Origin of the sequence: Micromonospora sp. CPCC 206061 (assembly GCF_036906915.1) — a bacterium.
In the GTDB taxonomy this organism is placed as follows: domain Bacteria; phylum Actinomycetota; class Actinomycetes; order Mycobacteriales; family Micromonosporaceae; genus Phytohabitans.
This window is the reverse complement of the sequence record NZ_JBAKHX010000019.1, coordinates 12,366-38,516: the sequence shown is the minus strand read 5'-3', so window position 1 is coordinate 38,516 and position 26,151 is coordinate 12,366. Positions and strand designations below refer to the sequence as shown.

Annotated in this window: 20 protein-coding genes and 1 pseudogene; 9 read left to right on the top strand and 12 right to left on the bottom strand. The window is 71.5% G+C overall.

Annotation, left to right across the window (positions count from 1 at the left end):
- The first annotated feature begins 17 nt into the window (after positions 1-17).
- The 6 genes and pseudogenes from V6V89_RS15840 to V6V89_RS15815 all read left to right on the top strand — a co-directional run bounded on the left by V6V89_RS15840 (position 18) and on the right by V6V89_RS15815 (position 7,243).
- The gene (locus V6V89_RS15840) at positions 18-911 is read left to right on the top strand and encodes a M56 family metallopeptidase (RefSeq protein WP_334619869.1); all 894 of its coding nucleotides are present in this window, start codon (positions 18-20) and stop codon (positions 909-911) included.
- Between the two features lie 88 nt (positions 912-999).
- Positions 1,000-2,265: a cytochrome ubiquinol oxidase subunit I gene (locus V6V89_RS15835; RefSeq protein WP_334619868.1), complete on the top strand. Its 1,266-nt coding sequence runs from the start codon at positions 1,000-1,002 to the stop codon at positions 2,263-2,265.
- Positions 2,266-2,275: 10 nt separating this feature from the next.
- Positions 2,276-3,223: a cytochrome d ubiquinol oxidase subunit II gene (locus V6V89_RS15830; protein ID WP_334619867.1), complete on the top strand. Its 948-nt coding sequence runs from the start codon at positions 2,276-2,278 to the stop codon at positions 3,221-3,223.
- Positions 3,220-4,878 (top strand): thiol reductant ABC exporter subunit CydD, encoded by a 1,659-nt coding sequence (gene cydD, locus V6V89_RS15825; protein ID WP_334619866.1) that lies wholly within the window; start codon positions 3,220-3,222, stop codon positions 4,876-4,878. The genes V6V89_RS15830 and cydD overlap by 4 nt, the downstream gene beginning before the upstream one ends.
- Positions 4,809-6,524 (top strand): annotated as a pseudogene (cydC, locus tag V6V89_RS15820) (thiol reductant ABC exporter subunit CydC); the annotation flags it as partial. The gene cydD and the pseudogene cydC, both read left to right, overlap by 70 nt.
- A 50-nt stretch (positions 6,525-6,574) precedes the next feature.
- Positions 6,575-7,243: a permease prefix domain 1-containing protein gene (locus tag V6V89_RS15815; protein ID WP_334619865.1), complete on the top strand. Its 669-nt coding sequence runs from the start codon at positions 6,575-6,577 to the stop codon at positions 7,241-7,243.
- Positions 7,244-7,255: 12 nt separating this feature from the next.
- Here V6V89_RS15815 and V6V89_RS15810 read toward each other — a convergent pair whose 3' ends face one another.
- Complete coding sequence (locus V6V89_RS15810; RefSeq protein ID WP_334619864.1) at positions 7,256-7,582, bottom strand: PadR family transcriptional regulator; 327 nt, start codon at positions 7,580-7,582, stop codon at positions 7,256-7,258.
- 96 nt (positions 7,583-7,678) lie between these two features.
- Here V6V89_RS15810 and V6V89_RS15805 point away from each other — a divergent pair, with 96 nt between their 5' ends.
- Positions 7,679-8,644, top strand: coding sequence for a DNA primase (locus tag V6V89_RS15805; RefSeq protein ID WP_334619940.1), 966 nt, complete (start codon positions 7,679-7,681; stop codon positions 8,642-8,644).
- A gap of 37 nt (positions 8,645-8,681) precedes the next feature.
- Positions 8,682-11,294 (top strand): transposase, encoded by a 2,613-nt coding sequence (locus tag V6V89_RS15800; protein WP_334619939.1) that lies wholly within the window; start codon positions 8,682-8,684, stop codon positions 11,292-11,294.
- Positions 11,295-12,044: 750 nt separating this feature from the next.
- Here V6V89_RS15800 and V6V89_RS15795 read toward each other — a convergent pair.
- The 5 genes from V6V89_RS15795 to V6V89_RS15775 form a co-directional block, all read right to left on the bottom strand.
- A complete protein-coding gene (locus V6V89_RS15795) occupies positions 12,045-12,653 on the bottom strand; it encodes a GTP-binding protein (RefSeq protein ID WP_334619863.1) in 609 nt (202 codons plus the stop codon).
- Positions 12,634-13,011: a DUF742 domain-containing protein gene (locus tag V6V89_RS15790; RefSeq protein WP_334619862.1), complete on the bottom strand. Its 378-nt coding sequence runs from the start codon at positions 13,009-13,011 to the stop codon at positions 12,634-12,636. The genes V6V89_RS15795 and V6V89_RS15790 overlap by 20 nt, the downstream gene beginning before the upstream one ends.
- A 71-nt stretch (positions 13,012-13,082) precedes the next feature.
- Positions 13,083-13,487 (bottom strand): roadblock/LC7 domain-containing protein, encoded by a 405-nt coding sequence (locus tag V6V89_RS15785; RefSeq protein ID WP_265253123.1) that lies wholly within the window; start codon positions 13,485-13,487, stop codon positions 13,083-13,085.
- Positions 13,487-16,912, bottom strand: coding sequence for a sensor histidine kinase (locus tag V6V89_RS15780; RefSeq protein WP_334619861.1), 3,426 nt, complete (start codon positions 16,910-16,912; stop codon positions 13,487-13,489). Before V6V89_RS15780 ends, V6V89_RS15785 begins: the two co-directional genes overlap by 1 nt.
- 446 nt (positions 16,913-17,358) lie before the next feature.
- On the bottom strand, positions 17,359-18,432 hold the full coding sequence (locus V6V89_RS15775; RefSeq protein WP_334619860.1) for an adenosine deaminase: 1,074 nt from the start codon (positions 18,430-18,432) through the stop codon (positions 17,359-17,361).
- A 69-nt stretch (positions 18,433-18,501) separates the two neighbouring features.
- On the opposite strand from V6V89_RS15775, the gene V6V89_RS15770 reads away from it, so the two are divergent.
- On the top strand, positions 18,502-19,332 hold the full coding sequence (locus tag V6V89_RS15770; RefSeq protein WP_334619859.1) for a putative RNA methyltransferase: 831 nt from the start codon (positions 18,502-18,504) through the stop codon (positions 19,330-19,332).
- On the opposite strand, the gene V6V89_RS15765 is transcribed toward V6V89_RS15770, so the two are convergent.
- The 6 genes from V6V89_RS15765 to V6V89_RS15740 form a co-directional block, all read right to left on the bottom strand.
- Positions 19,287-19,964: a DUF4272 domain-containing protein gene (locus V6V89_RS15765; RefSeq protein ID WP_334619858.1), complete on the bottom strand. Its 678-nt coding sequence runs from the start codon at positions 19,962-19,964 to the stop codon at positions 19,287-19,289. The genes V6V89_RS15770 and V6V89_RS15765 overlap by 46 nt on opposite strands.
- A 114-nt stretch (positions 19,965-20,078) precedes the next feature.
- Positions 20,079-21,356 (bottom strand): thymidine phosphorylase, encoded by a 1,278-nt coding sequence (locus tag V6V89_RS15760; RefSeq protein WP_334619938.1) that lies wholly within the window; start codon positions 21,354-21,356, stop codon positions 20,079-20,081.
- Between the two features lie 11 nt (positions 21,357-21,367).
- A complete protein-coding gene (locus V6V89_RS15755) occupies positions 21,368-22,057 on the bottom strand; it encodes a cytidine deaminase (protein WP_334619857.1) in 690 nt (229 codons plus the stop codon).
- 9 nt (positions 22,058-22,066) lie between these two features.
- Positions 22,067-23,347, bottom strand: a complete 1,281-nt coding sequence (locus tag V6V89_RS15750) for an ABC transporter permease (RefSeq protein ID WP_334619856.1) — start codon at positions 23,345-23,347, stop codon at positions 22,067-22,069.
- A gap of 5 nt (positions 23,348-23,352) precedes the next feature.
- Positions 23,353-24,615, bottom strand: coding sequence for an ABC transporter permease (locus V6V89_RS15745; RefSeq protein ID WP_334619855.1), 1,263 nt, complete (start codon positions 24,613-24,615; stop codon positions 23,353-23,355).
- On the bottom strand, positions 24,612-26,129 hold the full coding sequence (locus V6V89_RS15740) for an ABC transporter ATP-binding protein (RefSeq protein WP_334619854.1): 1,518 nt from the start codon (positions 26,127-26,129) through the stop codon (positions 24,612-24,614). Before V6V89_RS15740 ends, V6V89_RS15745 begins: the two co-directional genes overlap by 4 nt.
- Between the last annotated feature and the right edge of the window lie 22 nt (positions 26,130-26,151).

Here is a 26,151-nt window from a genome sequence, read left to right as displayed (position 1 = left end):
GGGAAAAGCTGACCGCCATGGTGTACGCGGCTCATTTCGCTGGCGCGGTCATGGCGTGCTACCTCACCGTGCAGGTGCTGACCCGCTCCACCTGGACCTATCAGGCTCCCCGGGTCGCGATCGTCTGCTGGCAGGCGCTGGGCCTCGCGCTGGGCCTGTCGGCGATCGGGCTGCCGCTGGCGCTCGGCCTGGCGCCGTACGGCACGAACGTGAGCACCGCGCTGGGCCGGCTGGTCCGGGGCGACCTCGCGCCGGGGTTCGGTCTCGTGCACGCCCTGCAGGTCGTGGCCGCCCTCGGCGTGGCGGCGGTGCTGCTGGGCACGACGGTGACCTGCGGGATTCGCGCGATCCGGGTGCAGCGCCGGCACCGCGAGCTGCTCAACCTGGTGGGGCGCGACGACCCTGCCGCGCCCGGGGCGCTGGTGCTCGATCACCCGAGCGCCGCGGCCTACTGCCTGCCGGGTATGCGCCCGCAGGTCGTGGTCAGCGCCGGCACCCTGAGCCTGCTCGACAGGGCGCAGCTCGCGGCGGTGCTGAGCCACGAGCGGGCGCACGCCGACGAGCGGCACGATCTGGTGCTGCTGCCGTTCACCGCGTTGTGCCGGGCGCTGCCGTGGGCCGGTTGGGTCGAGGCGGCCCGAGAGCGGGTGTCGCTGCTGGTCGAGATGCGCGCCGACGACAAGGCGCGGCAGCTGCACGCCGACGGGCCGCTGGCGGCGGCGCTGCTGCGCTTCGCGACCGCGCCGTCGCGGGTCACGCCCGCTGGGGCGCTGGGTATCGCGGATACGGAGTTGGACGCGCGGGTGCGCCGGCTGCTCACGACCGGACGGCCGCCGCGGGTGCGGGGTGCGTTGGCGCTCGCCGTGACCCTGACGCTGGTGGCGCTGCCGGTGTCGCTGTTCCTCAGCTGACCTCCTGGGGTTAGCCTACTACAGGTTGTCGTAGGTTAATATGTAGCTAGGCTACGCGTAGGCTAGCTACACCGAGAGGGGCCGACCTGTGGACCCGCTACTCCTCGCACGACTCCAGTTCGCCACGACGACCTCGATCCACTTCCTTTTCGTGCTCGTGACACTGGGCCTCGTCACCGTGCTGGTCTACCTCCAGACCGCCTGGATGATCACCAAAAAGCCGGTCTACGAGCGCCTCACCCGCTTCTGGGGGACCCTCTACCTGATCAACTACGTGCTGGGCATCGCCACCGGGCTGGTCATGGAGTTCCAGTTCGGGCTGAATTGGAGCGGCCTCTCGCATTACGCCGGCAACGTCTTCGGCGCCCCACTGGCGATGGAGACGTTGGTCGCGTTCTTCCTGGAGTCCACGTTCCTCGGCATGTGGATCTTCGGGTGGCATCGGCTGCGGCGCGGCGTGCACCTGGCGCTGCTCTGGGGCGTCGCCATCACGGCATACGCCTCGGCGTTCTGGGTGATGGTGGCCAACTCGTTCCTCCAGCACCCCGTCGGCTACGAGATGCGAGACGGCATCGCGCACCTGACCGACTTCGGCGCTCTGCTGCGCAACCAGTCGTTCGGCATGGCCTTCGGCCACGTGACCTTCGCCGCACTGACAGTCGGCGGCTTCCTGGTCGCGGGCATCAGCGCCTGGCACCTCATCCGGCGCACCGCCGACTACGGGCTGTTCCGCAAGTCGCTGCGGATCGGCGTGGTCACGGCCAGCATCGGCACCGTCATGGTTACCGGCTTCGGATTCGCCCAGTTCGGTTACCTCGGCGCGATCCAGCCCACCAAGTTTGGCGACGAATACGACAAGATGGCCGCCGCGACCGACTTCGCCGCCAGGCTCGGCGGAAGCCCCGCCGACTACCTGCCACCGGAGTGGATCGGCGCCCCCCTCGGCTTCATGATCATAATTGGCAACCTGCTGGGCCTCGTGGTCTTCCTGCTCCCGCTCTTCTTCCGTGACTGGATCATCCGGCTGCGGGCGCCGCTCTACATACTGCTGTTCGCCGTGCCCCTGCCGTTCGTCGCGGCGATCTTCGGCTGGCTGTTCCGCGAGGTCGGCAGGCAGCCGTGGGTCGTCTACGGGCTGCTGAAGACGTCCGACGCGGTCAGCCCGGTAAGCGGCGGGACGATGCTCGCTTCCTTCCTCGGCTTCACCGCACTGCTGCTGACGCTGGCGGTCACCAACTGGTACCTGATGGCCCGATACGCCCACACGGGCGCCGCCGACCCCTCGCTCGGGCGCCAGCACGGCAGCCCGGTCCCCGATCCCGAGCCCCGGCCCGAGCCGGTCCTGGCCGCCTGAGGAGGTCTGCGTGAGCACCGCCTGGTACACCCTTCTCGGGCTCTTCTTCGCCACCTATTTCGTGCTCGGTGGCTACGACTACGGCACCGGCCTCCTGCTCGCGCGGGCCCGCACCGCGCGAGAGCGCCGCGCCATGCTGACCGCGGTCGGCCCGTTCTTCCTCGGCAACGAGGTCTGGCTGGTCGCCGCCGTCGGCATCCTCTTCGGCGCGTTCCCGCTGCTTGAGGGCGAGCTGCTCTCCGGCCTCTACCCCGCCGTGGCGGTCGCGCTCGCCGCCGTGCTCACCGTGACGGCCTCGGTGCAGCTACGCAGCCGGCCCGCCAGCGAAAGGGCCAAGCACGCCTGGGATCGCGTGATCATCGTGAGCAGCACGGTCGCCGCCTTCGCCTGGGGAGCGGTGCTCGCCGGGCTGCTCCAAGGCGTCCCCGGGCCCGTACTCACCTCGTTCGTCCTGGTCTCCGGGCTCGCCTTCGTCGCCCTGGTCGCGACGCACGGCGCCGCGTTCCTCGCACTGCGCCTCCCCGAGGAAGGCTTCGACAAGATCGGCCGCAACCTGATACCTCTGGCACTCGCCGCGGTCGGCGCGGCCACCGTCGCGGGCCTGCTTTCATCTCGTGTACGCGGACACGCGCACCGCCCAGGAGTGGTGATCGCCGGACTGGCGCTGCTCATCCTCGGCCTGATGGTGGCCCGCGTCACTCTCGGGCGGCGAAACGGTGTCGCCTTCGCGGCGACGTCCCTGACACTGGCGGTGCCCGTGCTGCTGGTGGGGGCAACGTTGTGGCCGTTCTCGCCGGTCACGGGCCTGACGGTCGCCGACGCCGCGGCGAGCGGTCCCACGTTGCGGCTGTTGAGCTGGCTCGCCGCCCCCCTGCTCCCGGCCCTACTAGGCTTCCAGGCGATGTGCTGGTGGGCTTTCCGAGGCCGGATCGACGACCGGGCGCCGGTGTACTGGTGAGCCGACGGCCGTTCGATCCACGACTGCTCCGCCGGGTCCCCGCGACCCGGCGGCAGTTCGGCGCACTCGGTGCGCTGGGGATCGCGGCCGGCGTGGTCGTCATCGCCCAGGCCACCGCCCTCGCGACGCTGCTCGCCGCGGCCGCCGACGGGCAGCTCGACCGCCCCGCGCTCGCGGCCTTCGTGGCCGCCGTGGCCGCCCGGGCCGGCGTGGTGTGGGGGCAGGGTGTGGTGGCCGCCCGCGCGGCTGCCACCGTCAAGGCGGCGCTGCGCACCGAGTTGCTCGGCTCGGTCGGCGCTCGCGGACCGGCATGGGTGGCGGGCCAGCGGGCCGGCGAGATCGCGACGCTGGCGGGCCGGGGCCTCGACGCGCTCGACGCCTACTTCACCGGCTACCTGCCGCAGCTCGTCCTCAGCGTGACAGTGCCGGTCGCGGTGCTGGCGCGGCTGACGTTCGCCGACTGGAGCTCGGCGCTGATCGTCGCGGTGACGCTGCCGCTGATCCCGATCTTTGGGGCGCTGCTGGGTTGGCAAGCGCAGGCCGCCACCGAACGCCAGTGGCGGCGCCTGTCGATGCTCGGCGGCCACTTCCTCGACATGGTGGCCGGCCTGCCGACGCTGCGGGCGTTCGGGCGGGTGCGCGCCCAGGTCGAGGTGGTCCGGCGGATGGCCGACGGGCACCGGGTGGCCACGATGCGCACGCTGCGGATCGCGTTCCTGTCCGCGCTCGCGCTGGAGCTGGTCGCCACGCTGTCCGTGGCGCTCGTGGCCGTACCGGTCGGGTTGCGGCTGCTGTCCGGCGGCCTGACGCTCCAGATGGCGCTGCTGGTGCTGCTGCTCGCGCCCGAGGCATATCTGCCGCTGCGGGCGGCCGGCGCCAAGTTCCACGCGAGCATGGAGGGTCTCACCGCCCTCAACCAATCGTTCGGGCTGATCGGTGACCCGCCGGCCAGGCAGACCGCCGCCGTGTCCGTGCCGGCCGGCGAGATCCGGTTGGAGCGGGTGACGGTCGAATACGAACGGGGCGTCGCGCTGCGCGACGTGTCGCTCGTGATCCGGCCCGGCGAGCGGGTCGCGCTGATCGGGCCCAGCGGGGCCGGAAAGAGCACGCTGCTCGGGCTGGTGCTCGGGTTCGTGACCCCCACCTCCGGTCGGGTACTGGTCGGCGGCGTCGACCTCGCCACCGCCGACCTCGACGGGTGGCGGCGGCAGATCGCCTGGGTGCCGCAGCGGGCGCACCTGTTCGCCACGTCGCTCGCCGACAACATCAGGCTCGGCACGCCCGACGCCACCGACGAGCAGGTGGGGATCGCGCTCAAGGCCGCCGTGCTCGACGAGGTCGTCGACGCCCTGCCCGACGGGCTCGACACCGTCCTCGGCGAGCGCGGCCACGGCCTTTCCAGCGGGCAACGGCAGCGCCTGGCGCTCGCCCGGGCATTCGTGCGCGACGCGCCGATCCTGCTCCTCGACGAGCCGACCGCCCGGCTCGACGCCGCCTCCGAAGCGGCGGTATTGGCGGCCACCCGCCGGCTCGTCGCGGGCCGCACCGCCCTACTGGTCGCGCACCGGCCGGCGCTGCTCGCCGAGGCCGACCGGGTCATCCGGGTCGAGGACGGCCGGGTGACCGCCGACTCCCCCGTGGGAGCGCCGGCATGAGCATCTTCACGGGTCCCGAGCGCCGCGTCCTGCGGCTGGCCCGCCCTTACCTCGGCCGGCTGCTGCTGGCCGGCGTGCTCGCCGCCGGCACCGAGCTGGCCGGCCTCGCCCTCATGGCCACCGCCACCTGGCTCCTGATCACGGCCGCCGGCCAGCCTCCGGTCGCCGCGCTCACCGTCGCGATCGTCTCGGTGCGCGCGCTGGCCATCGGGCGCGGCGTGCTGCGATACACCGAACGGCTCGCCGGGCACGACGCGGTGCTCCGGATCGTCACGGACGTACGGGCTCGGGTCTTCGCGACGCTGGCCGCGCGGCGGGAGCAGGCCCGTTCCGGCGACGCGCTCAGCCGGCTCGTGTCCGATGTGGACGCTGTACAGGACCTGCTGCTCCGGGTGCTCGTCCCGGGTGCCGCGGCGGCGGCTGTCGGCGTACTCGCGCTGGCTGGTGCGACGGCGATCTCGCCGCCGGCGGCGCTGGCCCTGGCCGCTGGCCTGCTCGTGGCCGGCGTGGTGCTGCCCGCCACCGCGACCGCCCTGACCAGGCGCAACGCCGATCGTGTCGCCCCGCTGCGCGCCGCCCTGGCCGCCGACGCCATCGACCTCACGCACGGCGCCGCCGACCTGGCGGCGTTCGGCGCCACCGGCACCGCGCTCGACGTGGCGTCCGGCCGGGCCCGCGAGCTCGCCGTGCTGGAGCGTCGCCTCGCCGCGGCCGGATGGGCGGTCGACGCGGCCGGCGTGCTGGTAGCCGGCGCGACGTCGGCCGCTGTGGTGGCCGCGGCGCTCGCCGCCGACGTCGACGGGGTGCTCGTCGGCGTTCTCGCGGTCGGCACGCTCGCCGCGGTAGAGGCCTGCCTGGCGCTCGTCACGGCCGCCCGCCAGCACACCGAGCTGCGCACCGGCCTGCGGCGCGTCGCCGACCTGCTGGATCCACCCTCACTAGCGGACCGGTCAGGAGACGCGCCAACCGCCCTGCGCGAGGTCACCGTGCGGTACCGGCCGGACGGGCCGCCCGCGCTCGACGCCGTCAGCCTCGACCTGCCGCCCGGCCACCACATCGGCATCGTGGGGCCGAGCGGGGCGGGCAAGAGCACGCTGCTTCGGGTGCTCAGCGAGTCGGCCGCACCGTCAGCGGTGGGCGGGCTGCTCGCCGAGGCGCACGTATTCCACGCCACGGTGCGGGAAAACCTGCTGCTCGGCCGGGCCGGCGCCACCGACGACGACCTCGCGGCGGCCTGCGCGACCGCGGGGCTCCTGGACTGGGTACGTGAGCAGCCGGACGGCTGGGACACGGTGGTGGGCGAAGACGGCGGCCAGCTCTCCGGTGGGCAGCGGCAGCGGCTCGCACTGGCCCGCGCCGTGCTGCTCGACCCGGCGGTACTGGTGCTCGACGAGCCCACCGAAGGCCTCGACCCGACCGCCGCCGACCGGGTGCTCGCCGCTGTCGTGGCAGCCGCCCGCGGCACAGTGGTACTCGTCACACACCGGCTGCGCGGCCTCGCCGGCTTCGACCACATCCTGGTGCTCGACAGCGGCCGCGTGGCGCAGCGGGGCCGCCATGCCGAGCTGGTCGAGGCCCCGGGCTGGTACCGCGATCAGTGGCTCGCCCAGGAGACCGCCGAACGCGGCTATCTCAGTGCCGCGTAAGGGTGTAACCCTGATGCACCTTGTCGGTGCGTCATGGCACGCTCGGCGGTATGCGCGTCACCATCGACGAGTTCATGCGCCACCTCGACGGCGCGCTCATCGGTCCCGGCCGCCTCAAGCAAGACATGCTCACCGAGGCGCGGCACGGGCTGATCGACGCCGCTGAGGGCTACCGCGAGGCCGGTCTGTCAGAGCCCGAGGCCGAGCGGCATGCGGTGGCCGAGTTCGGCACGGTGGCGGAGCTGGCCCCTGCCTACCAGGCGGAGCTGGCCATGGGCGCTGCCCGGCGGCTCGCGCTGCGGCTGGCGCTGGTGCCGGTGTTGCTGTCACAGCTCGCACAGCTCATGTGGTGGCGGGCGCCGTGGACCACGTCCGGCCCGTTCCCACCAGACGCCTACATCTTCGCTTCCAACGTGCAGGACCACCTCGGATACGTGGTCGCGCTGGTGGCCCTGTCGGCATACGCGCTGATGATGTGGTCGGCCCGGCGGCGCGGCCCGACGCGGCGAGGGCTCGCCAAGGCGGTGGGCGTGGGGGCGTTCGCCCTGGTGGCGGTCAACTCCCTGGGTGGCTTCGTCCTGTACACATGGTCGGTGGTGCTGTGGGATAGCGCGCTCACCTGGCCGCCTATGCTGCTCGGTGGAGCGGCGATCATGACGGCGTACTGGTGGCTGGGCCGCTCGGCGGCGACATGTGTGGCGGCGGCGCGCCTGGCGTAAGTGGTCGCCTGCTCAGGCCGGCGCGGCACCCAGGAAGCGGCTCACCGTCGTGCTGAACTCCTGCCAGCTCGCACGCTCACCGGCCAGCGCGCCGTGCCCGGCCCCGGTGAGCTGGTACGTACGCCGCTCCCGGCCATTGACGGTGCTCCACGCGCTCTCCACGTATCCGGCACGCTCCAGCCTCCGCAGGGCCGGATAGACCGTGCCGGTGGGCAGATCGAGCGAACCGCCGCTGCGAGATTTAAGCGCCTCGATGATGGCGTATCCGTGCAGCGCCCCACCTTCCAGCACGGCAAGGAGCAGCGCATCCAGGTGCCCATGCAGGGCCTGCGCCTTCATAAGTAGATAGACTACCGATTACTGCCACGAGTTCCAACGGGGTGCGGGCGCTCGTGTCCCAGGGCGGACGACTAGGGTGTGTGTGCGCAGAGTCACCTGCACGACAGTTCACACACGGAGGTCAGCGTGGCCCGCCAGTCGCCCCACCGGCCAAACGCCGACGAGCCCGAGGTTGACGAGCTCGAGGCCGACGAGCTCGACGAGGAGCTCGACGACGACACCCCCACCGCCGAAGGCGCCGCCGCGACCGGAGATCGGTCGCTCTGGGCCGACACGCGCATCGAACCGGTCGAGATCGCCCTGCCGTCCGGCGTTGGCCTGACGCTGCGGGCTTACCGCCTCTCCACGACGCTGACGCCGACCGACATCGGCGAGCGCGAGGAAGATCCGTTCGAGTCACGCGCCCGGCACGCGGTGCCCGAAGACGACGAAGACACCGTCGTCATCCTCGACGACGACTTCCCCGCCGAAGAAGACGAGGACGCCACCGAGGAGATCGAGCGGCGCGGCAAGCACGAGCGCAACGACGAAGACGACGAGACCGACGCGGACGAGGAAGAAGACGAGGAGCCAGCCGAAGACGTCCCGGTCTTCCTCAGCCACAAGGGCGAGCTGCTGCTGTTCAAGAACCCTGAGTCGCTGGTCGCCTTCGTCCGGTCCGGCGCGCCCAACGACCTCGCCCAGCTCGACACCTGGAACGAGCTGCGCGAGCGGATTCAGCCGTCCGACGTCGCAGCGTCCGAAGAGGACTCCTACGAGCTCGACCTCGTCGTGGAAAACCTGCGCGGTGGCCACGATTCCTGGGATCTGCACCTGCTCATCGACGCCGGCGAAGTGGCTCGTGACCTCGCGTATGCGTTGCGGCTACAGCCTGTACTCACCGCCTTGTCGCCCGGATCCCCTCTGGACGACCTGGATGAGGCGCTCCGTTCCGCCGCTGGCGGAGGGCTTGGAGCGTTTCGCGGCCGGCGCCGATTGAAGAAAATCGGGGCACAACAGGCAAGTATTGGTTGGCGCACGATTATCGGCAAGATCTCTGCCGCTGTGGACTGGCGCGACTGACCCCTCACCAGGGAGCATCAGTCCTTGGCACACGACACTGTCCGGGGAGGAGGACGACGCCGTGGCGCTCGTGCGGGTGTACTGCGGGCTGGCGTCGGCAGATCCAGCAGCGAGACCGGCTCCGGCCGAGTCATCGCTGACGGTCGCCGTAGTTGACGACGCGGGACGGCTGCTCGACGTCTGCGAGATCGGTGACGATCCAACCGGGTACGCCCGGCTGGCCGCGCTGCTCGTGGAGCGTTCGAGTGGACCGACCGGTGTCGCCATCGCGGCGGATAGCGACGACCACCTCGTAACGTCGCTCCTCACCGCGGCAGGTCGCCCGCTGGTCATCGCCGACGACGACGCCGCTGACGACTACGCCGAGCGGTTCGCCGACGACGAGTCGATGGAGGAGATGCAGTCGCCCGCGGCGGAACGCCGCGCGGTCGGCCTCGCACGCGCTCTCCAAGCCGGTGCGCTCTCCGCCGTCGTCCTGCCCGTGCCGCGTGACCTGCTTCCGTACAAGCCGGTGCTCGCCGCGCACGCGGCACTGTGCAACGGCAGGCTGTCGGCGGCAGTCGCCCTTCGCGAGGTGCTCCGCGAGCTGTACCCGGCCGCCCTGCGCGCCTATCCCGACCCGGCCGAGCCGGTGTCGTTGGCCGTGCTCGACGCCCTTCCCGAGCCGAGCATGCTCAACGGTGGCAGCGGTGGTCGCCGCGAGTCGGCCGCCGTCAGTGAGGCGCTGATCACCCGGCTCGCCGCCGACGGGCTGGCCGAGGCCGACACGATCGACGACGCCATCACCGCGCTGCGCGTAGCGATCTCCGAGACGCCCCGCCGCAGCCCGGCCAACAAGTCGCTGACCTCGGCGGTCGCTGAGTCCGTGCGCCAAGCCGTCGCCGCCGTGCGAGCCTGCGACGCCGGTTGCGACGCGCTTGTCGGCACCCTCAGCGCCCGGCTCACCAGCCAGCCCACAAACGCCCGGCGAAGCACCGTCCGCCGTGCCGCGACGCCTGCCACTTCTCCGGCGGCGGGCCTGCACGCGGTCCGCACGCCGACCTCCGAGCACCCGGCCACCCGCGCCGGCCGCCGGGCCCGCCCGGAGCCGGCCGCGGCGAGTTCCACACCCGCGTCGCCGCAGCCTCTCACCACGCCGCCCGTCGCACCCGCACCCGTACACCGCCCGCCGGTGGCTCCGCCGCCGGTCAACCGTCCCGCCGCGGTGACTCCTCCCCAACCGCCCGCGGCACCCACCCAGCCGCCCGCGGCACCCACCCCGCCGCCGGCCCGACCGGCGCCAGCGGCTCCAGCGGCCGCGTCGGTGGAAATGCCAGCCGCCAGCCGCCCGGCGCCTCCCCCGCCGGCACCGCTGCCGTTGACCCCACCCATGTCGCCGGCCGCGCTCAGTGCTCCGACGCCGCTACCGATCCGGTCGTCCGCGCCGCCGGCGCGGTCATCGCCGTCGCGCGCTCTCGAAGCGCCCGCCGCGCGGGCCGAGGTCGCCGCTCCGCGTCCGCCGGAGATCACATCCGATCTGGGACGCCCAGTCGAAGCGCTGCCAAACCGGCCGATCTCCGCGCCGCCGCCCCCGCCGCCGGGCATCACGCCGATCGCACCGGTCGTGCCGGGACAGCGCGCGACGGCCCCGGTCGACGCGGGCGAGCCGTTCCGCGCGACGCTGACCACAGCGGCGATCAACAGCGCTCGCGCCGAGCGGCGCCCTACGCCGATCGTTCCGCGCCCCAACACCCGCACCGACCCGCCACCGGCTCCCGCCGGCGGTGGGTTCGCCGCCACCGACCTCACCGTGCCGGTGCCGACTCCGCGTCCGGCTCCCGACGCCCCACCCGGGTCGCGGGCCAACTGGCCGCTCATGGGCAGCGACGACGACCGCGCCGCCGTCCCAGCGGGCCGCCAGCCGGGCGTCAACGACCGCCCCTACGGCTACAACGAGCTCGACCGTCAAACCGTCCCAGCGGCCTCTGAGAGCGGTCGCGTAAAGCCCCCGTGGCAGGCCGACGACCTCCCCCAGGAGCCGCCGAGCCTGCGCCTGGTCGAGCCACCCCCGCTGGCCGACCGCGCGCTGCGCGACGACATCGCCCCGGCGGCGGCACTCGGCCCGTCCGCGCTCGACAGCCCATCGCTGCGCCTGGTCGACAGCGACAGCGGCGCCCGCAGCCCACGATCGCGCCGCGCCGTCGAGCGCAGCGCCGTCCCCATGGCCGAAGAGGGCGACGGCGACCTGCTGATCTTCGCGCAGGCCCGGTCGGCGTGGTTCATCGGTCACCCCGAGCAGGACACCGAGCTGACCTGGACCTCGTCCTCTGTCGACAGCGGCTGGCGCGCCGCCGAGCAGGCCGCCCGGCCCGCAGTGGGCGCCGAGACCACCTCCGGCCTGCCACGACGCGTGCCCAACGCCAACCTGGTGCCCGGCTCGCCGCTGCGCGAAGAGCGTCCACTCCGGATCGTCCGCGACGCCGAAAACATCGCCGCGCACACCAGCAGCTACTTCCGCGGCTGGCGACGAGGCCAGGAGATCGGCGGGTACGCGGTCGGCGGCCGCCCGGGCCGCGAGGCCGGCGGCGGCTGGGACTTCAGCCGCGACACCGTCAACCAGGACGACACCGACGGCTACGGCTACCGCTCCTCAGCGGCCTACCGCACCTAACCCCGCGACCCGCCCCTTTCTTGTCGATCAAGGGCAAATGCACGTGGTTGGATCTCTTTTCCGCGTGCGTTTGCCCTTGATCCATGCAAGATCCCTTGATCGCTGCGCGACGTTGGCCCGGCACGCAGCCCGCCGGGCGGGGGGTCAGGCACGCCGGCGAGGCGCCGCGCTCTACGCGCGGACTCGCGGTGTCTGTGGCGACTTGGCGGCCTCTGTACGGGCAGCTGGTCGCCACAGTCGCGCCCATCGCCACGCCATCCCCGCAACATCCGCGAAGCTGCGGCCTCCGGGGACGCGTTGACGCAGCGTCTTCCCCAAAATCGTGAGGGCCCGCAGCCCAAGCAACCGGACGAACATCGGCAGGCCGCCAACAGCGGGTGGCCGGCCCGGCGGCCGCCGGACGGCAGCGGATGACGGACGGCGGATCACGGCGCCTAGCGGTCCGCGCGACGGGGAAGATCGCGGCCTTCACCGCCGCGATCAAGGAAAAGCTCATCGATCAAGGGCGAATGCACGCGAATCGGAGATCCAACCACGAGCGTTTGCCCTTGATCGGCGGGGGTGGGCGCGCCGTGCGGACGGCACGGGGGTGGGCGGGCCGTGCGGACGGCACGGGATGGGCGCGCCGTGCGGACGGCACGGGATGGGCGCGCCGTGCGGACGGCGCGGGGTGGGCGGCGTGCGAGGGCCCGCGAGGGGCGCGTGCGAGGGCGCCGCGTGGCGGCGCGGCGCGTCTTGGGAACGAACCGGTTAGGCGGGGGCTACTGCGCGGGAGCGGCGCATCGTCAGCACGTACTCGACGAGCGAGATCAGGACGTGCTTGGTCGACTCGCGGTTGCGGGCGTCGCAGCTGATCACGGGCACGTCGCTGGAGATGGCGAGTGCGTCGCGGACGTCCTGCGGGTCGTGGTACTGCATCCCGTCGAAGCAGTTGATCGCCACCAGGTACGGCAGCCGCCGGTGCTCGAAGAAGTCGATAGCCGCGAAGCAGTCGGCGAGACGCCGGGTATCGACGAGCACCACCGCGCCGATCGCGCCGCGGACCAACTCGTCCCACATGAACCAGAAACGCGTCTGACCCGGCGTACCGAACAGGTACAGGATGAGATCGCGATCGATCGTGATACGACCGAAGTCCATGGCGACCGTGGTGGTCGTTTTGCCCGGCACCTGGCGCGTGTCGTCGACACCCACGCCTGCCGAGGTCATGATGGCCTCGGTGGTCAACGGTGTGATCTCCGAGACCGAGCCGACAAGCGTCGTCTTGCCGACGCCAAACCCACCGGCGATGACGATCTTCGCCGAGGTCACGCGCCCAGTCACGGGGCGGTGCGACGTGTCAGAGCCTGCGAAGTCCACTCAGCACCCTCTCCAGCAGTTCAGTGCCCACCGCGTCATTGGTGTCTTCGAGGGACGCCGGTTCGTACACCGCGAGAAGGCCATCGGAGGCCATGTCGGCGATGAGGACCCGGGCCACCCCGAGCGGCAGTTGCATACGCGCCGCGATCTCCGCGAGCGACTGCAGCCGGCCGTCGCATAGCGCGGCGATGTATTGATGCTCCCTGCCCTGGCCGCCCTTGGTCGCACCCGCGGACCGGCCTCGCACCGTGGTCTCGACGAGCGCTTCCAGCGCGATATCCAGCTTGGGACGGGTTCTCCCCCGGGTAACGGCGTACGGCCTGACCAGCGCACCGGTTGGTTCGTCACGTTCGGCCATCAACGCCGTTCACCCCCTTCAACAGACCCGTTGGTTACGACAGCCGGTCGCCCGGCTCACGCGTGTTTTGATCAACCCAGCATGCCCGCGGCTGTGCGCGGTGCCGGGGTGAGCGCGTCGCCGACCCGGTCGACGAGCAGTGCCATTTCGTATCCGACCTGACCGACGTCGGAGTTGCGGGCGGCCAGCACAGCGAAGGACGAGCCGTCTGAGATCGACATCAGGAACAGGAAGCCGTTGTCCATCTCGACCACTGTCTGGAGCACGGCACCACCTTCGAAGCACCGGGCGGCGCCCTGGGTGAGGCTCACCAGGCCGGACGCGATGGCGGCGAGCTGGTCGGCCCGGTCACGCGGCAGGTCGCGCGAAGACGCCAGCAACAGGCCGTCCGCCGACACCGCGACCGCGTGAGCGACCCCGGGCACACGATCGGCGAAGTTGGCGAGCAGCCAGCCGAGATCCTGCGTTGTTGTCATCACTCATGCTCCTTCTGGCCGTTCCCGGCCGCGGGGCCTGCGCCGGCTGCTGGAGGCTTCTCCGTGGGAGTGGCCTCCGAGCTGGCCGGTTGCTCGTCCTTGGGGTGCGTGCGTCCGCGTTGCACCCCTCGGTGGTACGCGGACAACAGACCGCGCACCGCCTCTGGCGTACGACGCTGCACCGAAGTGGCGCCCTTGTCCACCCCTCCGGGCACAAGTTGTGCCATTGGCACACGCTTGGGCAGGCCGGCCTGGGTGGTCTCGCTGGATGAAGAGCCGGCGGCCTTGGTGGCCGCCCGCCAGCCATCGTCGGCAGCGGTCTGCCAACCGCTGGTCGCGGCTTCCGGGCGCACGGCGCCATTTCCGGCCGGCGCGCCGGTGGCCGGCGGACCGCTACGTGCCGCTACCGGCGCGGCGACCATGCCGGCGTCGACGGTGACGAAGTCGTCCTTGGTCTCGGCCGGTTTCGCCGGAGCCGCGGTTGGAGCGTCGGCGGGCTTGGCCACCGGAGAGGGCGTCGGGGCGGGTGTGGCGGTCGGCTTCTCGGATGTCGACCGGCGCGTGCGGAACCACGCCGACTCCAACTCGCGGAAGATCGGCAGCTCCATCGTCTCGTCGGCGAACCGCTGCTTGGCCCCGGCGGCCGCGGCTGCCGCTGACGCGGCGGCGGCCGCGTTGGCACCAGCGGCGGTCATGGGCGGCTGGCTCCCGCCCTCGGCGGGCTGCGGCCGGCCGACCTTCGGCAGCTCCGCGGTCATGTCGAGCGCCGCGGCGAGCTTTTCGGGTACCGGAGGAGTCGCGCCTTCGCGATCGGGCGTGTTGACCGGCGGCCACGCCGGCGGCGCGGCGGCCGGCGGTGTGGCGCCTGCCGGCTGCTGGGGCGGCACGTGCGACGACGGCGGAGCCGACATGGGCGTGCCGGACACCGGGACACCGGAGACGGGCGGCACCACGTTGGGCGCACCGGAGACCGGGCGGGCAGGCGGCGCCGAGACCGGGGGCGGCATCTGGCGCGGGATGTTGCCCGCCGGGCTGCTGACCTCACCGTCGACGGTCCAGTGGTCGCCACCACGACGCTGCGGCAACGGGCCGCTGGGCTGCCCGTTGGTCGGCGTGCGCGGGCTGAACATGTCGCCGTCGGGCGCCCCGGTGCCGTTGGCCGTGCCGTTGACGGCCGACGAGGCGCCGGTCAGGTCGGACCAGGCGGGCATGGAGCGCGGGGTGGCCATCGGGCCGGGCGAGGTGCCGCCGCCGTTGAGCGGAGCGGGCTCGAACGAGCGGGAGGGGCCGGGCTGCTGCGGCACGGCCGGTGCCGTCGAGCCGCTCTCCAGTGCCAGCGGTGAGCTGAACAGCGGGCGCGGCGGCGCCGGCGGCTCCTGCGACAGCGGGGTGGGCGGCGGCGGCAGCGGCGCCCCGGGCTGGAGGCGACCGGAGAGCGCGCGCGGCACCAGTACCGAGGTGGGGAGGGTGACGTCGGCGACGGTGCCGCGATCGGCGGCGGGCCGCAGCTCGACCTTGACACCGTGCCGTGCGGCCAGCCGGGCGACCACGACGAGACCCATCATCCGGGAGACGGCCACGTCGACCATGGGCGGCGTGGCGAGCCGCTCGTTGAGGTCGTGGAGCTGCTCGGACGACATGCCGATGCCGCGGTCCTCGACGTACAGGACGGCGCGGTCGCCGACCCGGCGCGCCTCGACGACCACGTGCGAGTCGGGCGGCGAGAAGGCGGTCGCGTTGTCGAAGAGCTCGGCGACCAGGTGCACGAGGTCGTTGACCGCGTTCGCGGAGACCTCGATGTCGCGGTCGACGACCCCGAACTCGATGCGGGTGTAGTGCTCGACCTCGGACTGCGCGGCCCGGAGCACGTCGATGAGGGCCGCCGGCTCGCGCTGCACGCGGGTGGAGTCGGCGCCGGCGAGCACCAGCAGGTTTTCGTCGTTACGGCGCATCCGGGTGGCGAGGTGGTCGAGCTGGAAGAGCTCGGCCAGCCGGTCCGGGTCTTCCTCGCCGCGCTCCAGCCGGTCGAGGTGGCCGATGAGCCGGTCGACCAGGATCTGGGAACGGCGGGCCAGGTTGACGAACATGGTCGCGACGGAGGCGCGGAGGGCGGCCTGCTCGGCGGCGGTCCGAACGGCCTCCAGGTGGACCGCGTTGAACGCCTCGGTCACCTGCCCGAACTCGTCCTTGGTGCGTACCGGCAGCGGCTCGGCGATCTGGTTGGCCACCTGCACCGGGGAGAGCTGGCTGGAGAGCTGCGGGTCGCGCAGCCGGGCGACCGCCTGCGGCAGCCCGTACTGGGCGACCGAGAGCGCGCCGTGCCGCAGCTCGCGCAGCGATCGGGCCATCGACCGGGCGACCGCCCAGGCGAACAGGATCGCCAGCAGGAGCACGCCCAGCAGCACACCGGCCTCGACGAGGAGCTGCTCGTACTCGTCGTCGCGCAGCACGGTGGCGCGCTCGGCGACGTCGCCGTCGATCTGCGTCTCGACGCTGCGGATCAGGTCGGCCTTGGCGACCATCGCGGCGTCCCAGGTGTCCGTGTTGAACGGGACGTCACTCATCGTCACGGAGTCTTTGCTGGTCAGGAACCCAGCGAAGGTGGCCGCTTTGCGCTCGTCGGGACCGGCGACCGTCTGGCTGAAGAGCTCCTGGTACTCGCGGGTGGCGACGGTGCTGAACGACTGCTCGGCCTGCTTCTGAGCAGCCTGCGTCTCGATGAAGCTGTTACGCAGGTTGGGCGTGAACTGGCCCTTGCTGAGCATGTCGTGCACGACGACGCGCTCCTGCGAGGAGGCTTCCTTGTCGCGGGCCAGTGCCGCCGCGGAGCGCATCTGGTCGCCCAGGGTGCTGTCGCCCGCGAGCTGGGCAGCCGAATCGCGGATGGACAGGAGCGCGGTGAGCAGCTCCGTGTAGTCCTTCGACGCGTCACTGAACGTGAGCCGCGCGTTGGTCACCTGGCTGCGGGTGGCGGGCAGCTCGGCGAGCCCTGTGTCGATGCGGTCGAGCAGGTTGCGGAAGTTCGTGGGCAGGTCGCCGGCGTTGAGGGCGTTGCGCTCCTGCTGGTACGGCCGCTTGGTGTCGTCGACGGTCGGGTGCAGCTTGTTGTATTTGTCGAGGTAGCCCTTCTGGGCCTGCTCGTCGCGGGCGCCGAGCAGCGTCACCGCGGCTGCTCGCTCGTTTTGCAGGTTGTGCACCAGAGCGCCAGAGGCCTCGGTGAGCTGCGCGAGTGTGCGTGCCCGGTCGGCATCGTTGGCCGTGCCGAGGTGCTCGATCAGACCGTTGGTGCCCACCCCGATCGTCGCCAGTGTCGGGACGATCATGATGAGGCCGAGCTTCGACCAGATTGGAAGATCCCGGAGCCGACCCAGAGGCCGGCGGAGACGCGACATGACAGAGTCCGCCGTCTTCGGCCGCTTGCTCACGTCACCGCCCTCCCGTACCGGCGCCCGATCCTTCTTGCTGGGCACCGCTCATCGACCGACCCGGTCGGGTCGAACCTCCGAGATTCCATCACGACGAGTGTCAAAGAGAAAGGCCAGGTTGCCCCTGAACGCCCCGATCTTGGGGGAGCAACAACATTTGATAGCAAGGTGTCTGCGACCAATAACACTTAGTCACCATGGGTGCTGTCCGAATTGTCGCGCCAACGGCTTTTTAGGCCGGGACAACCCAACCTATGTCGGACGTACCGGACCGCCCGTTCTGCGCTTCTTGATAATTTCTCAAGGTCCAACCCTGCCGACCATTGCCCGACCGTACACCTCGGGCAAGACCAAAACGCCGGTTTACGCAGTCCACGCATACCACTGAGTAACCAGTCGTCCCCTTGACAGTCACCGAATCGGCATTGTCGCCATCCGAAGGTTGATCAAATCAGCTTCGCGTACGCGGGCTTGATCACTTCATTGATGATCGCCAGCCGTTCGTCGAACGGGATGAACGCGCTCTTCATCGCGTTGATCGTGAACCACTGAAGCTCTGCCCACCCGTATCCGAACGCCTCCACCAGCAGTGCCATCTCCCGTGACATGGAGGTGCCACTCATGAGCCGGTTGTCCGTGTTCACCGTCACCCGGAAGCGGAGGTCGCGCAGTAGCCCGATCGGGTGTTCGGCGATGGAGGTCACCGCGCCGGTCTGCACGTTCGACGAGGGGCACAGCTCCAGCGGTATCCGCTTATCCCTGACATATGCCGCAAGCCGTCCGAGCATCGGAGACGACCCCTGTGTGACGTCGTCCACGATTCGTACCCCATGCCCCAGCCGATCGGCCCCGCACCACTGGATGGCCTGCCAGATCGAGGGCAGCCCGAAGGCCTCCCCCGCATGGATGGTGAAGTGGAAGTTCTCCCGCTGGAGGTACTCGAACGCGTCGAGGTGCCGGGTGGGCGGGAAGCCCGCCTCCGCGCCCGCGATGTCGAAGCCGACCACCCCACCGTCCCGGTACCGCACGGCGAGCTCGGCGATCTCCATCGAGCGGGCCGCGTGCCGCATGGCGGTGAGCAGCGTCCCGATCCGGATCGGGCGACCCGCCTCGGCGGCCTGCGCGGCGCCGTCGGCGAACCCCGCCAGCACCGCCTCGACCACCTGGTCGAGCGTCAGCCCGCGGGAGAGGTGCTGCTCCGGCGCGAACCGCACCTCGGCGTACACGACGCCGTCAGCGGCCAGGTCGAGCGCGCACTCGGCGGCGACCCGGTGCAGCGCGGGCGCGGTCTGCATGACGGCCACCGTGTGCGCGAACGTCTCCAGATAGCGCTCCAACGACCCGGAGTCGGCCGCCGCGACGAACCATCTGCCCAACTGGTCGGGGTCGGTGTGCGGCAGCTCATGGCCCACCGCGCCGGCCAGGTCGACGATTGTCGCCGGACGCAGGCCGCCGTCGAGGTGGTCGTGGAGCAGCGCCTTCGGGGCCTTGACGATGTCGTCGTACGCGATTGCGACCATGAAGAAGAGTATCGCCGCCCCTGCGGCCTGGAAGAGAGAATCGCCGCTTCGCGGCCTTGGAGGAGGAGTATGGATGCTCTCGGTTTCCTCCGGTGTCCACTGTGCCGTGAGTCGATGACGGTCTCCGCCGGCGCGCTGCACTGCACCCGCGGGCACAGCTTCGACCGAGCCCGCCAGGGCTACGTCAACATGGCCGCCGGCCGGGCACCGCACTCGGGTGACACGGCCGAGATGGTGGCGGCCCGCGTCGAGTTCCTGGCGGCCGGGCACTACGACTTCATCTCCACCGCGCTGTGCGAGGCCGCGCGGTCGGCGTACCCAGGCGGCTTGATCGTGGATGCCGGCGCTGGCACCGGCCGGCACCTGGCCGCGGTGCTCGATGCCCTGCCCGCCGCCCACGGCCTGGCGCTCGACGCTTCGAAGCCGGCGCTGCGGCGGGCCGCCCGCGCACACCCGCGAGCCGGCGCGGCCCTATGCGACACGTGGGGGCGGCTGCCTCTCGCGGACGGCGCCGCAGGCCTGGTACTCGACGTGTTCGCGCCGCGCAACGGCCCGGAGTTCCGCCGGGTGCTGCGCCCCGGCGGGGCGCTGCTGGTGGTCACGCCGGAGGCCGACCACCTCGCCGAGCTGGTGTCGCGGCTGGGCCTGCTACGGGTCGACCCCGACAAGGCCGAGCGGGTGGCGGCCAGCCTTGACGGGTTCGCGCTCGGGAGCGAGACCACCCTGCGCCGCACCCTCACGCTCAGCGGTGCCGAGGCGCGCACGCTGGTGGCGATGGGTCCGAGCGCCTGGCACACCGCGCAGGTGGCAGTGCCCGACGGGATCACCGTCACGGCGTCGGTCAGGCTGGGTGTCTACGTGGACAGGTCGATCTCTTCCCAGCCCGCCGGCGGGTCGTGATACGGCCCGCGCAGGATCACCGCCCACTCCAGCGCCCAGCGCCGCTGCCCGATGGCGTTCGCGTCGATCATGCGGGGCGGAGCACCCAGCCGCTCCGCCTCCAGGAACGCCCAGTCAAGGCAGTAGTACAGGTCGAGCGCGGCGGCACACTCCGCGACCGCGCGGGGCGCGGCCAGCGTGCGGGAGCGCCACTGCGCGAACGTCTCGGCGGCCGGCAGGTGCGGCAGCATCTCCGCCAGCCGCTCGTCGGGCGGCACCTCCGGGTCGAGGTGCTTGGTGAGCCCGAGCACCCAGGCGAGCGCGTACACCGCCTCGTGGTGCAGCACGAACGACCGGTGGTCACCCCGGCCGCCGATCACGAACTGCCACTCCGGCGGCGTGACCTGCTCGACGAGGTGGGAGCCCAGCAGCCAGCTCATCGCCGCGTCCGGCGGCATCCCGAAGCAGCGGGCGAGCACGAGGTGCAAGATCGCCGCGCGCGCCTCGATCTCCGCGGTCGGGCGCAGCTCGACCTGGTCACCCGGTTCCCAGACGAGCGGGAACTGCGGAGGCGGCAACGGTAGGCGCAGCTGGCGCAGCACTTCGACGCTGGCGGCGCGGACGGATCGAGGGTCAGGGGCGAGTACAACCACGTTGTCAGATCCCTGCTGGTCGCGACGTTGCACCCCGCGAAAATGCTCCGCTTCGCTCCACATCTCCGCGGGGGCCCCGCAATCTTTCCCCCTGGGCCGGAAGGATAGCGCCGCTCAGGCGACGCGGTCGAGCACCAGTGGGCGGTTGGGCGGCGCGGCGTCGCCGATCACGACCGCGCCGCCGGCCACGTCGCGCGCCGCCGCGATCCGGCTGGCTTCGTCGGTACGCAGTTCGTAGAGCGTTTCTCCAGCCCGTACCGGATCACCCGGCTTCTTGTGCAGCACCACGCCCGCCGCCGCGCTGACCGGGTCTTCCTTGCGCGCCCGGCCGGCACCGAGGCGCCAGGCGGCCACCCCGATGGCGTACGCGTCCACCGCCGTCACGAAGCCGTCGCGCTCGGCGCGCACCGTCTCGGTCTCCCGGGCGACCGGGAGCGGCGCGTCCGGGTCACCGCCCTGTGCCCGGATCATCGCCCGCCAGCTGTCCATGGCGCGCCCGTCGGCGAGGGCCTTGGCGGGGTCGGCGTCCAGCCCCGCGGCGGCGAGCATCTCGCGGGCCAGCGTCAGCGTCAGCTCGACCACGTCCGGCGGCCCGCCGCCGGCCAGTACCTCGACCGACTCGGCGACCTCGACCGCGTTGCCGACCGCGTTGCCGAGCGGGGTGGACATCTCGGTGAGCAGGGCGACCGTGCGCACACCGTGCGCCCCACCCAGCTCCACCATCGTGCGGGCGAGCTCGTGGGCGTCCTCGGCCGACTTCATGAACGCGCCGGAGCCCACCTTCACGTCGAGCACCAGCGCGCCCGTGCCCTCGGCGATCTTCTTGCTCATGATCGAGCTGGCGATCAGCGGGATCGCCTCGACGGTTCCGGTGACGTCGCGCAGGGCGTACAGCTTGCGGTCCGCCGGGGCTAGCCCCTCGCCCGCGGCGCAGATGACCGCGCCGACGTCCTGGAGCTGCGCGATGAACTCGTCGTTGCTCAGGGCGGCGCGCCAGCCGGGTATGGCCTCCAGCTTGTCGAGGGTGCCGCCGGTGTGCCCGAGCCCGCGCCCGGACAGCTGGGGCACCGCCGCGCCGCAGGCCGCCACGAGCGGGGTGAGCGGCAGCGTGATCTTGTCACCGACGCCGCCCGTGGAGTGCTTGTCGGCGGTCGGGCGGGACACGCCGGACAGGTCGAGCCGCTCGCCACTGGCGATCATCGCGGCGGTCCACCGGGCGATCTCGGCGGGAGTCATGCCGCGCAGCAGGATCGCCATCGCTAGCGCGGACATCTGCTCGTCGGCGACCGCCCCGCGGGTATAGGCGTCGACCACCCAGTCGATGGCCGCGTCGGACAGCACACCGCCGTCCCGTTTGGTCCTGATCACGTCCACGGCACTGAACCGCCCTATGGACACGGCCATCACCCCTCTCCCGGCGGCGGTCCTTCGCCGACCCAGCGCATCGTGCCGTCTTCGTTCACGAGCACCACGCGCGGCGTGCGGGCCCGGCCCCAGGCGATGGCGTCGTCGACGTCCGCCCAGGTGGGCGCCTCCTCCAGGATGCCGGTCTCGCCGCCGTCGGCGCCCGTGGACTGGTCCCAGTACCCGGTCCAGACCCGCTGGCCGTCGGCGAGATCGGGGTGCACGAAGACCGTGCCGCGCCCCCGCCACCGCAGTAGTCGTGGCGGCACCGGCGACTTGCCGCCCTGGTCGCGGATGGCCGCCGCTATCAGGTCGTTGGGACCGAACGCGTACGGCAGCAGCTCGTCCACCCGCAGCGGGCGGGGCACCGCCTCGACCAGGCAGTCCGGGCCGCCGTGCTCGAACAACAGCTGGCGGCAGCGCCCGCACGGCATGAGTAGCTGGCCGTCACCGTCCACGCAGGACACTGCGACGAGCCTGCCGCCGCCGGTGGCGTGCAGCGAGGAGACAAGGCCGCACTCGGCGCACAGGGTCACGCCGTACGAGGCGTTCTCCACATTGCAGCCGACCACGACCCGACCGTCATCGACGAGCCCGGCCACCCCGACGGGGAAGTTCGAGTAGGGCGCGTACGCGGTGCGCATCGCCTCGACGGCGGCGGCCCGCAACTCCGCCCAGTTGATCTCCACAATCCGACCTTAGCCCTTGATGTACGGCTTGCCGTCCGCCGCTGGCGCGCGGACGCGACCGACCAGCCCAGCCACCGCGAAGATCGTCGCCAGGTACGGCAGCATCGAGGTGAACTGGCTGGGGATCACGCTGTTGATCGCGCTCAGGTACGTGCCGAGCTGGTCGGCGAAGCCGAAGAAGAGCGCCGCCAGCAGGGCACCCGTGGGGCTCCACCGCCCGAAGATCAGCGCGGCGAGCGCGATGAACCCCTTGCCGCCGATCATGTTCTTGGTGAACGAGTACAGCAGCAGCGTGTAGGAAGCGCCGCCGATGCCGGCCACCACGCCCGCGAGCAGCACGTTGCGGTACCGCAGTCCAAGCACCCGTACGCCCAGGGTGTCGGCGGCCGTCGGGTGCTCGCCCACCGATCGGGTGCGCAGGCCCCAGCGGGTGCGGAACAGCGCGACGTGGATGACCGCCACCAGGATCAGCGCGGTGTACAGGAAGATGTTGCTGCGAAACAGCGCCGGTCCCAGCAGCGGGATGTCCTTGAGCAGCGGGATCTCCCACACGCCGAAGTGCGGCGGCTGGTTGTACGCCTGCTGGTCCGTCTGCATCAGCCGCTCGTAGAGGAAGCCGGTCAGGCCGACCGCGAGCAGGTTGAGCACGATGCCCATGACGACCTGGTCGACCAGGTAGCGGATGGTGAAGATCGCCAGCAGCAGGGACACGAACGCACCGCCCAGCGCCGCCGCGAACAGCCCCGCCCAGACGCTGCCGGTCATCGTGCCCACCAGCGCGCCCGCGAAGGCGCCCATGAGCAGCTGGCCCTCGATCGCCACGTTGACCACGCCGGACCGCTCGCAGAGCACGCCCGCGAGCGAGCCGAAGATCAGCGGTACCGCCAGCAGGAACGTGCCGCGCACGATGTTGACCAGCGGCATGAAGTTCTGGCCGGCGGGCGCGTCGGAGATCTGCCAGCAGAGGAACGACAGCACCAGCCCGACGACGCCCACGCCGAGCAGCCAGGGAAACCACTTCTTCTCCGGCACGGCGAGCAGCACGCCACCGGCCGCCGCCGCGATGAGGCCGAAGAGGATCGCGCCGACCGTACCGTCGATCTTGAGCGCGGCGCCGCCGGCGTCTTCGCTGAGCGTGAACCGCACGGTTTCGGACGTGGCCAGCGCGCCGAAGATCACGGTGGCCAGCGCACCGGCCACCACGATCCCGGCGCCGACCTTGCGTGAGCGGGTCCAGAAGCCGACCGGTACAGAAGCGACCGCGACGTCGTCCGCGGTTGTGGTGGACACCCCGCTCACCAGCCCTTCGCCATGCTCGTCGACAGGCGCGCGGCCCGCGCGGCCCGCAGCCGGAAGATCGCCTTCACCAGCGCAGGCGCGGCGATGAAAATGACGATCAGCGCCTGGAGCACGGTCACCAACTCCAGCGAGATACCACTGAACGACTGCATCGTGTTGCCGCCGGCCCGGAGCGCGCCGAACAGCAGCGCGGCGAGCGCGACGCCCCACGGTTTCACCCGGCCGAGCAGCGCGACGAGGATGCCGTCGAAGCCGATCTGCGCGACGACCGCGGGCGTGAGCGCGTTCGCTGTCGAGCCGATCACCATGTTGGCACCGCCGAGGCCGGCCAGCGCGCCCGAGATCACCATGACCATCGTGTATGTGGCGGTGACGCTGATGCCGGCGGTGCGGGCGGCGTCCGGGTTGGCGCCAACCGCGCGCAGCTCGAAGCCGAACGTGGACCGGTTGAGCAGCCACGCCACCGCCCAGGTGGCCACTACCGCCAGCAGGATGCCGGCGTGCACCCGCAGGTCGTCGCCCAGCAGCCGCGGCAACTGCGCCGACGAGTCCACGGGCTTGCTGATCGCGTCGGTGCGGTCCGGGTTGTGGACACCACCCTGGACGATGATCCAGCCCAGGAGGTACAGCGCCACGTAGTTGAGCATGATCGTGTTGATCACCTCATGGGCGCCGGTGCGCGCCTTGAGGAAGCCCGGGACGAAGCCCCAGATCGCACCGCCGACCGCGCCTGCCAGCAGCGCCACGATCAGGTGGATGACCGGCGGCAGCGGCAGCAGGAACCCGGCCAGCGCGGTCAGGATCACGCCGACCGTGGCCTGGCCCTGCGCGCCGATGTTGAACAGGCCGCCGCGGAACGCCAGCGCGACGGCCAGGCCGGTGAAGACCAGCGGCGCGGTGTACGTCAGTGTCTCGGAGATCGGCGCGAACACCGGCTGCCAGTCGCCGTCGCCGCTGATCCAGGCGCTCACCGCCTCGGGGTTGACGATCGAGCCCTTGAAGAGGTTGGCGTACGCCTCGCTCACCACGCTCCAGCTGCTGTTGAAAGCGTCGCTCGGCCGCGAGGTGATGTAGCCGTATGTGGCGAGCACGTCGGGATCGGAGACGATGATCAGGATCGCGCCGATGACCAGGGCGAGCACGATCGCGAGCACGGTGACCGTGACGGTGTTGGCCGCCCAGAGGTTCTGGAGGAAGAGCTGCCCGAGGCTCGGCTGCCGGCTGGGCTGCGGCGCTTCCTTCTCCTTCACGTCGGTCATGCCGCCTCCTCACCGCGGATGCCGGCCATCAGCAGGCCGATCTCCTCGCGGGGCGTGTCTGGGGGCACGATCGCCAGGATCCTGCCGCGGTACATCACCGCGATCCGGTCGGCCAGCCCGATGACCTCGTCCAGTTCGCTGGAGACCAGCAGCACAGCGGTGCCGATGTCGCGCTCGTGCACGATCCGGCTGTGGATGAACTCGATGGAGCCGACGTCGACCCCGCGGGTGGGCTGGGAAGCGACGAAGAGCTTGAGCGGCCGGGACATCTCCCGCGCCACGATGACCTTCTGCTGGTTGCCGCCAGAGAGCGTGCCGACCGGAGCCTCGGACGACGGGGTACGCACGTCGAACTGCTCGATCCGCTCCCTGGCCGACTCGGCGATCGCGTCCGGCTTGAGCACGAACCGGGTGCCGAACGGCGGCCGGTTGTACATGTCGAGCACCAGGTTCTCCGCGACGGTGAACTCCCTGACCAGGCCGTCCACGCTGCGGTCCTCGGGCACGTAACCGACACCGGCGTTCAGCACCTTCTTGGTCGGCCAGCCGCCGATCCGCTCGCCCGCGAGCATCACGTTGCCGGCCACCGCCGGGCGCAGCCCCATGATCGCTTCGACCAGCTCGGTCTGGCCGTTGCCCTGTACGCCCGCGATGCCGAGCACCTCACCTGAGTGGACGGTGAGGTCGACACCGGCGACAGCCTGGTGGCCGCGCTCGTCGTCGACCACGAGCCCTTCGACGAGCAGGACGGGCTCGCCCGGCTCCTTCGGCTCCTTGTCGACGGTCAGGCTCACGCTCCGGCCCACCATCAGCGCCGCGAGCTCGTCGCGGCTCGCGTCGGGCGTGGCGGTGCCGACCGTACGCCCGCGGCGGATCACGGTGATCCGGTCGGCGATGGCCTTCACCTCGCCGAGCTTGTGGGTGATGAAGACGATGGACTTGCCCGACTCCTTGAGCGACCGCATGATCGCGAGCAGGTCTTCGGTCTCCTGTGGAGTGAGCACCGCCGTCGGCTCGTCGAGGATCAGCAGATCGACCTCGCGGGTCAGCGCCTTGACGATCTCGACACGCTGCTGCACGCCGACCGGCAGGTCTTCGACGACCGCGTCGGGGTCGACGCGCAGGCCGTACCGGGTGGAGACCTCTTCCACCTCGCGGCGGGCTCGGCGGTGGTCGAGGAAGCCCGCGATGCCGCCGCGCACCTTCTCGGCGCCGAGCATCACGTTTTCAGCCACGGTGAAGACCGGTACGAGCATGAAGTGCTGGTGCACCATGCCGATGCCCGCGCCGATAGCGTCGCGCGGGCTGCGGATCTGCACTGGCTTGTCGTCGACGAGGATCTCGCCCTCGTCCGGCTGGAGGAGGCCGTAGAGGACGTTCATCAGCGTCGACTTGCCGGCGCCGTTCTCGCCCAGCAGCGCGTGGATCTCGCCCGGCTCGACGGTCAGGTCGATGTGGTCGTTGGCGACCAGGTCACCGAATCGCTTGGTGATGCCCCGCAGTTCCAGCTTCACCGGCTTCCTCCCTAGTGGTGAC

Coding starts and splice junctions, on each gene's coding strand:
- V6V89_RS15840 (WP_334619869.1), top strand. CDS start 18: ATGGTGTACGCGGCTCATTTCGCTGGCGCGGTCATGGCGTGCTACCTC.
- V6V89_RS15815 (WP_334619865.1), top strand. CDS start 6,575: ATGCGCGTCACCATCGACGAGTTCATGCGCCACCTCGACGGCGCGCTC.
- V6V89_RS15810 (WP_334619864.1), bottom strand. CDS start 7,582: ATGAAGGCGCAGGCCCTGCATGGGCACCTGGATGCGCTGCTCCTTGCC.
- V6V89_RS15790 (WP_334619862.1), bottom strand. CDS start 13,011: ATGGCCGAACGTGACGAACCAACCGGTGCGCTGGTCAGGCCGTACGCC.
- V6V89_RS15785 (WP_265253123.1), bottom strand. CDS start 13,487: ATGACAACAACGCAGGATCTCGGCTGGCTGCTCGCCAACTTCGCCGAT.
- V6V89_RS15775 (WP_334619860.1), bottom strand. CDS start 18,432: ATGGTCGCAATCGCGTACGACGACATCGTCAAGGCCCCGAAGGCGCTG.
- V6V89_RS15770 (WP_334619859.1), top strand. CDS start 18,502: ATGGATGCTCTCGGTTTCCTCCGGTGTCCACTGTGCCGTGAGTCGATG.
- V6V89_RS15745 (WP_334619855.1), bottom strand. CDS start 24,615: ATGACCGACGTGAAGGAGAAGGAAGCGCCGCAGCCCAGCCGGCAGCCG.